Source organism: Streptomyces sp. NPDC006372, assembly GCF_040612515.1.
In the GTDB taxonomy this organism is placed as follows: domain Bacteria; phylum Actinomycetota; class Actinomycetes; order Streptomycetales; family Streptomycetaceae; genus Streptomyces.
In genome coordinates, this window is the sequence record NZ_JBEXQJ010000024.1 from 73,685 (window position 1) to 86,275 (window position 12,591).

The following is a 12,591-nucleotide window of genomic DNA, read 5'->3' on the forward strand; positions in this document are numbered from 1 at the left end:
GACCTCGCGGACACCCCGCGCAGCCGCGACGGCACCGCCCGTCCCCGTGCCATCCCATCCCGCACCACCCGGAGTACCACCACTCATGGCATCCCGTACTCGCCGTTCCGGGCCCGCGTCCCGAGCCCTTGGCGGCTCCAGGCGCCGGCGCCTGCCCATGCGTCTGTTGCTGCCCCTGCTCGTGCTCGTCGCGCTGGGGGCGATGCTCATGCTGCGCGGTTACGTGCACAGCGAGATCCTCGCCGACCACCGGGTCAGGGCGCCCGCCGCCACCGACCGGGTGCCGGAGAAGATCTTGAACGGCGGGCCGGTCATCGACACCCGCAGCGGCCGCACCGACAGCCTGCGGGTGCCCGACCACCGTCTGGTGCTCACCTTCGACGACGGCCCCGACCCGATATGGACGCCGAAGGTCCTGGACGTTCTGAAGAAGCACGACGCACACGCGGTCTTCTTCGTCACCGGCACCATGGCCTCGCGCTACCCCGACCTGGTCCGGCGCATGGTCGAGGAAGGCCACGAGATCGGCCTGCACACCTTCAACCACCCTGACCTGTCCTACCAGTCCAAGAAGCGCATCGACTGGGAACTGTCCCAGAACCAGCTCGCCCTCTCGGGCGCGGCGGGCATCCGAACCTCCCTCTTCCGGCCGCCGTACTCCTCCTTCGCCGACGCCATGGACAACGAGTCCTGGCCGGTGACCGAGTACATCGGCGACCGCGGCTACATCACCGTCGTCAACAACACCGACAGCGAGGACTGGCGCAAGCCCGGCGTCGCCGAGATCGTCCGACGTGCCACGCCCAAGGGCGGCAAGGGCGCGATCGTCCTGATGCACGACTCCGGCGGCGACCGTCACCAGACCGTCGAGGCACTGGACCGCATGCTGCCCGACCTGCGCGAGCAGGGCTACGAGTTCAGCAACCTCACCGAGGCCCTGGACGCCCCGAGCGCGCACTCCCACGTCACCGGCCTCGACCGGTGGAAGGGCGCGGCGTGGATCTTCCTGGTGCAGGCCTCGGAGCACCTCACCGACGGGCTGGTCGTCGGACTCTCGGTCGTGGGCACCCTCGTCATCGGCCGTTTCGTGCTGATGCTGCTGCTCTCCGGTGTGCACGCACGCCGGGTGCGCCGCCGCGGCTTCCGCTGGGGAGCGCCGATCACCGAACCGGTGTCGGTTCTCGTCCCTGCGTACAACGAGGCCAAGTGCATTGAGAACACGGTCCGTTCCCTCGCCGAGAGTGACCACCCCATCGAGGTCCTCGTCATCGACGACGGCTCCTCCGACGGCACGTCACGGATCGTAGAGGCCATGGGCCTGCCGAACGTCCGGGTCGTCCGCCAGCTCAACGCGGGCAAGCCGGCCGCGCTCAACCGCGGTGTGGCCAACGCCCGGTACGACCTGATCGTGATGATGGACGGTGACACGGTCTTCGAGCCGTCCACCGTGCGCGAACTGGTGCAGCCCTTCGGCGACCCGCGCGTGGGTGCGGTGGCGGGCAACGCCAAGGTCGGCAACAAGGACTCTCTCATCGGCGCCTGGCAGCACATCGAATACGTGATGGGCTTCAACCTCGACCGCCGGATGTACGACGTACTGCGCTGCATGCCGACGATCCCCGGCGCGGTCGGAGCCTTCCGCCGCAGCGCGCTGGAAAGGGTCGGCGGCATGAGCGACGACACGCTCGCCGAGGACACCGACATCACCATGGCCCTGCACCGCGACGGCTGGCGCGTGGTCTACGCGGAGAACGCCCGTGCCTGGACCGAGGCGCCGGAGACGGTCCAGCAGCTGTGGTCCCAGCGCTACCGCTGGTCCTACGGCACCATGCAGGCCATCTGGAAACACCGCCGGGCCCTGGTGGACAAGGGCCCCTCGGGCCGCTTCGGCCGCGTCGGCCTGCCGCTGGTGTCCCTCTTCATGGTCCTGGCGCCCCTGCTGGCCCCGCTGATCGACGTGTTCCTCATCTACGGCCTCGTGTTCGGCCCCACCCAGAAGACGATCATGGCGTGGCTCGGCGTCCTGGCGATCCAGGCGGTCTGCGCGGCCTACGCCTTCCGGCTCGACCGCGAGCGCATGACCCACCTCGTCTCGCTGCCTCTGCAGCAGATCCTGTACCGCCAGCTGATGTACGTCGTACTGCTCCAGTCCTGGATCACCGCCCTCACCGGCGGCCGGCTGCGCTGGCAGAAGCTGCGGCGCACCGGTGCGGTCGACGCGCCCGGCGGCGGCCCCGTGCCGCGCCAGCGGTCCCAGAGCAGCTCCGAGCGGAGGCCGGTGGCATGACCCACGGAAACCCGATCCACACGTCATCGGCGGCGTCCGGCATGCCGGCGTCCCACGGCATGCCACAACAGCGCACGACGGACCCCGCACCGGCGGGCAAAGCCGCCACCTCAACCGCCCCTGCCGCGTCGGCGAGCCGGGGCGGCGGCCGTGACCGCTATCTCGACCTGCTGCGCTCGATCGCCCTGGTCCGTGTCGTCGTCTACCACCTGTTCGGCTGGGCGTGGCTGACGGTGCTGTTCCCGTCGATGGGCGTGATGTTCGCGCTGGCGGGCACGCTGATGGCGCGCTCACTGGACCGCCCGGCGCTCGGTGTGATCCGGGGCCGGATCCGCCGGCTCCTGCCCCCGCTCTGGGTGTTCGGCGTGGTGGTGCTGGCGATGATGTTCGCGGCCGGCTGGAATCCGCTGAAGGACCCGGACCACGGCGGTGCCTGGGGCCTCGTCGATCTGGCCAACTACCTCTTCCCCGTCGGAGCCCCGCCCTTCCCGTGGCACCTCGGCGCCAAGTCCGGCCTGCTGGAGGAGACCTGGGCGGTGCAGGCTGCCGGTCCGCTGTGGTACCTGCGGGCCTACCTCTGGTTCGTCATCGCCTCCCCGCTGCTGTTGTGGGCGTTCCGCCGGGCACCGTGGCCGACGCTGCTGGCACCACTGGGCCTCACGGCGGTCGTCGGCACGGGCCTGGTGAAGATCCCCGGCGAGACGGGCAACGCGGTGACCGACTTCGCGGTCTACGGCGGCTGCTGGGTCCTGGGCTTCGCCCACCACGAGGGCCTGCTCAAGCGGATCCCCCGCTACCTGGCGATCTCCTGCGCGGCCCTGCTCATGGCCTTCGGCCTGTGGTGGGCCTCGGGGCACCTGGGCCCCGACGGCTGGGACCTCAACGACATCCCCCTGGCCCAGGCGGCCTGGTCCTTCGGCTTCGTGGTCGTACTCCTCCAGTACTCCCCGTCGTGGCGCGAACTCCCGGGCCGGCTGGCCAGGTGGGACAAGCTGGTGACCCTCTCCAACAACCGCGCCGTCACGATCTACCTCTGGCACAACCTCCTCATCATGGCCACGGTCCCGATCCTCGACCTGCTCTACGAACTGCCGTTCCTCCAGAGCGACAGCGCGGTGTCCGCCCTGGACAGCACGTACACCCTCTGGATGTTCGCCCTGGTCTGGCCGCTGATCGGCGCGGCGATCCTCATGTTCGGCTGGGTCGAGGACATCGCGGCGAAGCGGTCGCCGCGGTGGTGGCCGAACGGGCGAGGTGGCAACAGCCGGAGGCGCCGCCGGTAGGGAGTGGGCCGGCGCGGGGGAGGGCCCGTTCCCCGGCGCTCCGCCCGTGTGCAAAACTGCCCGAGTTGCGTCTGTGAACGGGTGGCCCGGGGGAGCGGTGGAATGAGCAAGCGGCAGACACAGAAGATGCTGCGGCTGATGGCGAGCGGCGAACCCGTCGAGCTCACCAGTCCGATGGCGTCCGTGAAGAAGCTCGCCCGACTGGCCTTCATCGCGCAGCAGTTCGGCTACGAGTACGCGGACGTCCGGCAGAGCAGCGGCCGCAACGGCGCGCTCACCATGCTGATCCTGCCCGACCCGAGCCCGCAGGCCAGGGCCCGGGCCGGGCAGAACTGGGCGCAGTACCCGAACGCCTCCGACGGCGTCTCCCTGCCGCCCCTCGTGCCCGACGCGTTCGAACTCCTCAAGGCCCGGATCAACTTCGACCTCACCGGCAAGAACGCCGAGAAGCGCATGGGGTACGCGGCCGTCGGCGTCACCGTCGGCTGCGTGGTCCTCGCCCTCCGCTCCGGCGGCGAGGCCGGCGACTTCGTCGCGGCGGGCGGGGTGTGGCTGCTGATCATGGCGGTCTTCGGCATCGGGCTGCTGGTCACGCGCAAGCGCAACGCGAAGTTCGCCGCGCGGTTGCAGGCGGCCGGCTTCACGCCGGTGCGGGAGGAGACCGGGCGGCTGCGGTACCTGCCGCCCGGGGCGCAAGTGCCGGGGCAGGGCAACCCGTTCGGCGGCGGGCCGTACGGCGGTGGGCCGTACGGCGGTGCGCCGGGGTACGCGGGTGTGCCGGGGCAGCAGGCGCCCGGGACACCCCCGGGTCAGATGCCCGGGGTGCCGGCCGCCCCCGCGGGGCACGGGCAGCAGGCACCGGGACCGTACGCCCAGCCGGCACCAGGGCCGTACCCGAACCAGCCGGCACCCGGGCCGTACGCCCAGCCGGCACCGGGGCCGTACCCGGCCCAGCCAGCGCCCGGTCAGTACGGGGCGCAGCCCGCTCCGCCCGGTCCGTACGGAACGCAGCAGCCCGCACCCACGCCGTACCCGCCCCAGCAGCCGCCCGGCCCCTACGCGCAGCAGCCGCCCCACCCCCAGCCGTACCCGCAGCACAACCCCCACCGGCAGCCCCCGCAACACTGACCCGACGCCGCCCCGGCGGGCACCGGACCTCTCATCCCGCCCGAGCCCGAGGTGAGAGCAAAGTTCCTTCGCGGTCACTCGCTGGCACAGCCACGAAACGCGTCCTCCCTACCTTCGGAACCAGCCACTCGTAGTACGACCGAGTCCCGGAGCAAGTGGAGGCGTCATGACAGGCCCTGGCACGGCACCCGCACCCCCGAGCAGGGGCGGACGCTGGATCCGGCACTGGGATCCGGAGAACGAGACCTTCTGGAGGGAGACGGGGGAGAAGGTCGCGCGCCGCAACCTCTACTTCTCCGTGCTGTCCGAGCACATCGGCTTCTCGATCTGGACCCTGTGGTCCGTGCTGGTGCTCTTCATGGGCCCGGAGTACGGCCTGACCCCGGCCGACAAGTTCATGCTGACCTCGATGGTCACGCTCGTCGGCGCCGTCGTTCGCGTCCCCTACACCTTCGCCGTCGCGATCTTCGGCGGCCGGAACTGGACGATCATCTCGGCCTCCCTCCTCCTGGTGCCGACCGTCGCCGCGTTCACCGTGATGGAGCCGGGCACCTCCTTCTCCACCTTCCTCCTGGTCGGCCTGCTGGCCGGCATCGGCGGCGGCAACTTCGCCTCCTCGATGACCAACATCAACGCCTTCTTCCCGCTGCGGAAGAAGGGCTGGGCCCTCGGCCTGAACGCCGGCGGCGGCAACATCGGCGTGCCGGTGATCCAGCTGGCCGCCCTCGCGATCATCGGCGCCGGCGGCGGGCCGCGCGTGCTGCTCGGGATCTACATCCCGCTGATCGTCGTGGCCGCCGTGATGGCCGCGCTGTTCATGGACAACCTGGAGAACGTCAAGAACGACACCGGTGCCGCCAAGGACGCCGCGCGGGACGCCCACACGTGGATCATGTCGGTCCTCTACATCGGCACGTTCGGCTCGTTCATCGGCTACAGCTTCGCCTTCGGCCAGGTGCTCCAGAACCAGTTCGGCCGTACGCCACTGCAGGCCGCGTACGTCACGTTCCTCGGCCCGCTGCTCGGCTCCCTCATCCGGCCCCTCGGCGGCTGGCTCGCCGACCGGTACGGCGGTGCGCGGATCAGCCTGTGGAACTACGTCGCGATGGGCGTGGCCACGGCGGTCCTGATCGGTGCCTCCATGGAGAAGTCGCTGGCGCTGTTCACGGCGGCGTTCGTGGTGCTGTTCGTGCTCAGCGGCCTCGGCAACGGCTCGACGTTCAAGATGATCCCCGGCATCTTCCAGAACAAGGCCCTGGCCAAGGGACTGAAGGGCGAGGAGGCCGCGGCCTACGGGCGCCGGCTCTCCGGCGCCTCCATGGGACTCATCGGCGCGGTGGGCGCGCTCGGCGGTGTCGCCATCAACCTCGCCTTCCGCCAGTCCTTCCTCTCCTACGGTTCCGGCACCGGCGCGTTCGTCGCGTTCCTCGCCTTCTACGTGGTCTGTTTCGCGGTCACCTGGGCCGTATACCTTCGACGTACGGCACGCGGAGTACCCGCCACGACGACGGCCTCGGAGGCGAAGCCGCAGCTCAGCTACGCCGAGGTGTGACGTAACACCGACGACATCAAGTTGATCCGGGCCTGTCACGAGCCGTTGACAGGCTCGATCGGCATGTAGGTACGCCGTACTTACGCAGTACGACGACTCGAATGCGGGACGAGAGCCATGACCGACGAAGAACAGCGACCGGACCACGGGCCCCTGGCGGGTTTCACCGTGGGTGTGACGGCCGCGCGCCGGGCCGACGAACTCGGGGCGCTGCTGCAGCGACGCGGTGCCGCCGTCCTGCACGCCCCCGCCCTGCGGATCGTGCCGCTCGCCGACGACAGCGAGCTGCTGGCCGCGACGAAGGAGATCATCCAGCAGGTGCCGGACATCGTGGTCGCCACGACCGCGATCGGTTTCCGGGGCTGGATCGAGGCCGCCGACGGCTGGGGGCTCGGCGACGACCTGCTGGCCCGGCTGGGCGGTGTGCGGATCATGGCGCGGGGGCCCAAGGTCAAGGGCGCGGTGCGGGCGGCCGGGCTGACGGAGGAGTGGTCGCCGTCGTCGGAGTCCATGGCGGAGGTGCTGGACCGGCTGCTGGAGGAGGGCGTCGAGGGCCTGCGGATCGCGATCCAGCTGCACGGTGAGCCGCTGCCCGGGTTCGTGGAGGCGCTGCGGGAGGGCGGGGCCGAGGTCGTCGGCGTGCCGGTGTACCGGTGGATGCCGCCGGAGGACATCGGCCCGGTGGACCGTCTTCTCGACGCGATGGTCTCCCGGGGCGTGGACGCGCTGACGTTCACCAGCGCCCCGGCGGCGGCGTCCCTCCTCTCCCGGGCCGAGGAACGCGGTCTCCTCCCGGAGGTCCTGGCCGCTCTGGGCCACGACGTCCTGCCCGCCTGCGTCGGCCCGGTCACCGCGCTGCCGCTCCAGGCCCAGGGCATCGACACGGTCCAGCCCGAACGCTTCCGGCTCGGCCCCCTCGTCCAGCTCCTCTGCCGGGAGCTGCCCAGCCGGGCGCGGTCGCTGCCGATCGCGGGGCACCGGGTGGAGATCCGCGGCCATGCCGTCCTGGTCGACGACGACCTCAAGCCCGTACCGCCCGCCGGCATGTCCCTCCTGCGCGCCCTGGCCCGCCGCCCCGGCTGGGTGGTCGCCCGCGCGGACCTGCTCCGCGCCCTGCCCGGCACCGGCCGCGACGAACACGCGGTCGAAACGGCGATGGCCCGCCTCCGCACGGCCCTCGGCACCCCCAAGCTGATCCAGACGGTGGTCAAACGGGGCTACCGCCTGGCCCTGGATCCGGCGGCGGAGACGAAGTACGCGGACGCGTGAGGCGCCCCGCGAGTTGGGCGAAAAACCGCCACGGTGACGCGCATCGGGCCGCCCGAGTCGATCCACGTCGGGGTGTGCGCCGCGTGGCCGCGAGAGCTCGGGGTGCTCGGGCCGCCGGAAACCGCGAGCCGGTGGGGGCTGTTCGCGCGGTTCCCCGCGCCCCTGAGGGTGCTGCCCTGGCGGCGTTCGTCAGCCGAGGCTGATTTCCGGTGCGCGTGGCGGTCCCTGCCCGTGCGGGGGGTTTCCGGCGGCGCGGCGGGCAGGCACTGTAAGAGGGAACGGTTTCCCAGCCCCCTCAATGGCATCTCACCGACCCCTCGCGTGCGAGGGGAACCCTAGGCGGTGACAGGCACATGGCACTGGGTACGGCCACGGCCCCCTACGAGCTGCGGTTCGATGCCGGGCGGATCTGCCTGGATCTGCTCTCCACCACGCACCCGGAGGAGCGGCTCGACTCCGTGGACGTGCTGCGCGCCTGGATCACCGGCTCCGGGCTCGTCCCGGCGGGCACCCCCCTGGCCCACGTCGACGACGGCTGGCTGGTGGCCTTCCGCGAACTGCGCGGCCAGACGGACCGGTTGGTGCGCCACTGGTCGCGGCCGGGAGCGCGGGCGTACGACGTCGCGCTCGCGCACGTCAACGGCCTCGCCCGGACCGCGCCCCCCGCCCCGCGCGCGGTCCGTGACGGAGAGGGCGAACTCGTACGGCAGTTGGACGGCCCGCCCGACTGCGCCGCCCTGCTCGCGTCCGTCGCCCGGGACGCCGTCGACCTGCTCACCGACCCCGTCGCCCGCGCGGCCCTGCGCCAGTGCGAGGGCGACAACTGCCCGATCGTGTACCTCGACACCTCCCGGGGACGCAGGAGGCGCTGGTGCTCCAGCGAGGTCTGCGGGAACCGCGAACGCGTCGCCCGGCATCGCCGCCGCGCGGCACTCGCCAGGGCTTAATTCCCTTTTGCCCTTCGACGCAAGGGACTTGCGTGGCTCGCACACTCAAATCCCCTGTCCTAAATGCGACTTCTGAGACCGCGCCGTCGAAGTGATTTCGATTACATCCCGTTTACCTACGGTCCCGTAGGGAAGCTCTGGCTTGATCTGGTCGATGTGGCGGAAATGTAAAGAACGCGGGGTGGGAATGTGACCCCATGTCCCGCTCGTCACGTCATCTCGAAGAAATCTGTCGCGTTCCTTTGAACGCCCAACAGCTCCCGTCCGTACGGCATGTGGAGCGACCGACTGGGGGAACCCCCGGACATCGGAGGTGGGCGTGCGCAAGGATTCCGTCGTGGCCAATGAACGTGCACCGAGGGCCCGACATCGCATGTCCCAGCCCTCGGAACCCGACGAGGAGCTGATGCGTGCGCTCTATCGCGAACACGCCGGACCCCTGCTTGCGTATGTCCTGCGCCTGGTCGCCGGAGACCGGCAGCGCGCCGAGGACGTCGTGCAGGAGACGCTCATCCGTGCCTGGAAGAACGCCGGTCAGCTCAATCGGGCGACCGGATCGGTACGCCCCTGGCTGGTGACGGTCGCCCGGCGCATCGTCATCGACGGCCACCGCAGCCGGCAGGCCCGGCCGCAGGAGGTCGACCCGTCGCCGCTGGAGGTCATCCCCGCGGAGGACGAGATCGACAAGGCGCTGTGGCTGATGACTCTGTCGGACGCACTCGACGACCTGACCCCGGCTCACCGGGAGGTGCTCGTCGAGACGTACTTCAAGGGGCGTACCGTCAATGAGGCGGCCGAGACCCTGGGCATACCCAGCGGCACCGTCCGCTCCAGGGTGTTCTACGCCCTGCGTTCGATGAAGCTGGCACTGGAGGAGCGGGGGGTGACGGCGTGATGAGTGTTTACGGGGGTAACCAAGGGTTCGGTACGGGAGGCATGGGTATGTCTGGTCCCATGCAGGAGTCTCCGGTGCCGAACGAACACGAGACCGTCGGCGCCTACGCCCTCGGCATCCTCGACGACGCCGAAGCAACCGCTTTCGAAGCCCACCTCGCGACCTGCGAGTGGTGCGCCCAGCAGCTCGACGAGCTGGCCGGCATGGAGCCGATGCTCGCCGCCCTCGCCGACCTGCCCGGCTCCGGGACGCCCGCGATCGGCGAGTCGCTGTCGGCCAAGCCCCGACCGCGCGTGGTGGAGAAGCTCGTCGACGAGGTCGCCGAACGCCGCGCCCAGAAGCGCCGCCGCAGTCTCTACATGGTGGCCGCCGCCGGCGCGCTGATCATCGGCGGTCCCTTCGTCGCGGTCGCGACGAACGGCGGCGATGACAGCGGCGGCGCGGAGAACCGCCCGCTCGCGGCGAGCCCCGCCAAGGAAGCCTTCGACGGCATCTCCGACAAGATCACCGCCACCGACCCGACCACCAAGGTCACCGCGACGGTCGCCCTCCAGAAGAAGGACTGGGGCACCGGCACGATCCTGGAGCTGAAGAACCTCAAGGGCCCGCAGAAGTGCGCCCTCGTCGCGGTCGGCAAGAACGGCGAGCGCGAGACCCTGTCCTCCTGGTCCGTCCCGGACTGGGGTTACGGCATCCCGGACGCCAAGACCGACCGCGCCAAGGAGCCCCTCTACGTCCAGGGCGGCGCCGCGTTCGACCCGAACCAGATCGACCACTTCGAGGTCGTGAACTTCGACGGCAAGCGGCTCGTCGAGGTCGACGCGTAGCCTTCCGGGGTCCCCTTCGCGTACGGTAGACGGCTGCCATGCACGTCAGAAGGGGGCCCGGTGGCCGCTCAGGCTCAACAGGAAACCGCGCTCGACTCCCTGCGAGACCGAGAGATCGGCGTCGAACAGGAACACCTCGACCGGGTGTACCGGCGCCTCGAGGAGAAGATCCACGAGGCCGAGTTCCTCATGAACGACGCGGCCCAGCGCGGCCAGGTCGGCACGCCCGGCGCCCTCGCCGAGCGGGACGCGCAGGTCTTCCGGGCGGGCATCCACCTCAACCGGCTCAACAACGAGTTCGAGGACTTCCTCTTCGGCCGCATCGACCTGCTGCTCGGCAAGGACGGCAAGAAGGGCCCCGACGGCGCGTACACCGCCGTCGAGCCCGCCGAGGGCGCCGTCCGGGACGACAACACCGCCGACATCGCCGAGACCCTGCACATCGGCCGCATCGGCGTCCTCGACCAGGACTACACCCCGCTGGTCATCGACTGGCGCGCCCCGGCCGCCGCCCCCTTCTACCGCTCCACGCCCGTCGACCCCGGCCGGGTCGTACGGCGCCGGGTCATCCGCTCCAAGGGCCGCAAGGTGCTCGGCGTCGAGGACGACCTCATGCGCCCCGAGCTGACGGCCCTCTTCAACGGCCAGGAGCTGCCCGTCATCGGCGACGGCGCCCTGATGGCCGCGCTCGGCCAGGCCCGCAGCCACACCATGCGCGACATCGTCGCCTCCATCCAGGCCGAGCAGGACCTGGTCATCCGCGCCCCCGCCGCCTCCGTGACGTACGTCGAGGGCGGCCCCGGTACCGGCAAGACCGCCGTCGCCCTGCACCGCGCCGCCTACCTCCTCTACCAGGACCGGCGCCGCTACGCGGGCGGCATCCTGATCGTCTCGCCGACTCCGCTGCTCGTCGCCTACACCGAGGGCGTGCTGCCCTCCCTCGGAGAGGAGGGCCAGGTCGCCATCCGCGCCATCGGCTCCCTGGTCGAGGGAGCCGAGGCCACGCTCTACGACTCCCCGTCCGTGGCCCGCGCCAAGGGCTCGTCCCGCATGGTCAAGGTGCTGCGCAAGGCCGCGCGCGGAGCCCTGGAGCTGAACGACTCACCGACCCGGCTGCGCGTGGTCGCCTTCGGCCGCCGGCTGGAGCTGGAGGCCGACGAGCTGGCGGGCATCCGCCGTGCCGTCCTCGGCGGCACCGCCCCCGTGAACCTGCTGCGCCCCCGTGCCCGCAAGCTGCTCCTGGACGCCCTGTGGGAGCGGTCCGGCGCCGCGGGCCGGCACACCGACCCGGAGCTCGCCGCCGAGCTGCGCTCCTCCTTCGACGAGGACATCACCGCCGAGGACTCCTTCATCGCCTTCCTCGACGCCTGGTGGCCGGAGCTGACCCCGGCGGCCGTCCTGGCCGCCATGGCCGACGAACGCCGCCTCGGCCGCTGGGCCCGGCGGATCATGAACCCCGGCGAGGTCCGCAAGGTCGCCCGCTCCCTCAGGCGCGACGGCCGCTCGGTGCACGACATCGCGATGCTCGACGAGCTGCAGGCCATCCTCGGTGCCCCCGCCCGCCCCCGGAAGAAGCGCGACCTCGACCCGCTCGACCAGCTCACCGGCCTGGAGGAGCTGATGCCGGCGCGCGAGGAGTCGCAGCGCGAGCGCGCCGAGCGGCTGGCGGCGGAGCGCACCGAGTACGCCCACGTCATCGTCGACGAGGCCCAGGACCTCACACCCATGCAGTGGCGCATGGTCGGCCGCCGCGGCCGGCACGCCACCTGGACGGTCGTGGGTGACCCGGCCCAGTCCTCCTGGTCCGACCCGGACGAGGCCGCCGAGGCCCGCGACGAGGCCCTCGGCACCCGCCCGCGCCGCCGCTTCGAGCTCACCGTGAACTACCGCAACCCGGCCGAGATCGCCGAGCTCGCCGCGAAGGTCCTCGCCCTCGCCATGCCCGGCTCCGAGTCCCCGAAGGCGGTCCGCTCCACGGGCGTCGAGCCCCGCTTCACGGTCGTCGAGGACACCCTCGGCGAGTCCGTCCGGAACGAGGCGGCCCGGCTGCTGGAGCGCGTCGACGGCACGGTCGGGGTCGTCGTCGCCATGCAGCGCCGGGAGGAGGCCCGCCGCTGGCTCGCCGGGCTCGGCGACCGGGTCGTGGCACTCGGCAGCCTGGAGGCGAAGGGTTTGGAGTACGACGCCACGGTCGTGGTCTCCCCGGCGGAGATCGCCGACGAGTCCCCGGCCGGACTGCGTGTGCTCTACGTCGCACTGACCCGGGCCACCCAGCAGCTCACGGTCGTCTCGGCGGAGCGGGACGAGCCGGACGCGGCGGGCGTGCCCGACCTTCTCAGGGACTGACAGTGACCGACTCAGGAACCGGGGCTGGTTACCCACTTGTCGGCGAAATGAACTCCC

Annotated in this window: 9 protein-coding genes; all 9 read left to right on the forward strand. The window is 71.2% G+C overall.

The genetic code is table 11. The features are described 5' to 3' along the window. Positions 1-85: 85 nt before the first annotated feature. Positions 86-2,287 carry a glycosyltransferase gene (locus tag ABZ016_RS29100; protein ID WP_356919661.1) on the forward strand — a complete coding sequence of 734 codons (2,202 nt, stop codon included), beginning with the start codon at positions 86-88 and terminating at the stop codon, positions 2,285-2,287. Then, a complete protein-coding gene (locus tag ABZ016_RS29105; protein ID WP_356919662.1) occupies positions 2,284-3,570 on the forward strand; it encodes an acyltransferase in 1,287 nt (428 codons plus the stop codon). Before ABZ016_RS29100 ends, ABZ016_RS29105 begins: the two co-directional genes overlap by 4 nt. A gap of 102 nt (positions 3,571-3,672) precedes the next feature. Further along, positions 3,673-4,698 carry a hypothetical protein gene (locus tag ABZ016_RS29110; protein WP_356919663.1) on the forward strand — a complete coding sequence of 342 codons (1,026 nt, stop codon included), beginning with the start codon at positions 3,673-3,675 and terminating at the stop codon, positions 4,696-4,698. Between the two features lie 166 nt (positions 4,699-4,864). Beyond that, the gene (locus ABZ016_RS29115) at positions 4,865-6,250 is read left to right on the forward strand and encodes a nitrate/nitrite transporter (RefSeq protein WP_356919664.1); all 1,386 of its coding nucleotides are present in this window, start codon (positions 4,865-4,867) and stop codon (positions 6,248-6,250) included. A gap of 117 nt (positions 6,251-6,367) precedes the next feature. Beyond that, positions 6,368-7,519: a uroporphyrinogen-III synthase gene (locus ABZ016_RS29120; protein WP_356919665.1), complete on the forward strand. Its 1,152-nt coding sequence runs from the start codon at positions 6,368-6,370 to the stop codon at positions 7,517-7,519. Positions 7,520-7,872: 353 nt separating this feature from the next. Next, on the forward strand, positions 7,873-8,466 hold the full coding sequence (locus ABZ016_RS29125) for a CGNR zinc finger domain-containing protein (protein WP_356919666.1): 594 nt from the start codon (positions 7,873-7,875) through the stop codon (positions 8,464-8,466). A 373-nt stretch (positions 8,467-8,839) separates the two neighbouring features. Then, the gene (locus ABZ016_RS29130) at positions 8,840-9,361 is read left to right on the forward strand and encodes a sigma-70 family RNA polymerase sigma factor (RefSeq protein WP_010039908.1); all 522 of its coding nucleotides are present in this window, start codon (positions 8,840-8,842) and stop codon (positions 9,359-9,361) included. Then, a complete protein-coding gene (locus ABZ016_RS29135) occupies positions 9,361-10,188 on the forward strand; it encodes a zf-HC2 domain-containing protein (RefSeq protein WP_356919667.1) in 828 nt (275 codons plus the stop codon). Before ABZ016_RS29130 ends, ABZ016_RS29135 begins: the two co-directional genes overlap by 1 nt. A 60-nt stretch (positions 10,189-10,248) precedes the next feature. After that, entirely contained in the window at positions 10,249-12,534 is a 2,286-nt protein-coding gene (locus ABZ016_RS29140; RefSeq protein WP_356919668.1) for a UvrD-helicase domain-containing protein, read from the forward strand. The last annotated feature ends 57 nt before the right edge of the window (positions 12,535-12,591 follow it).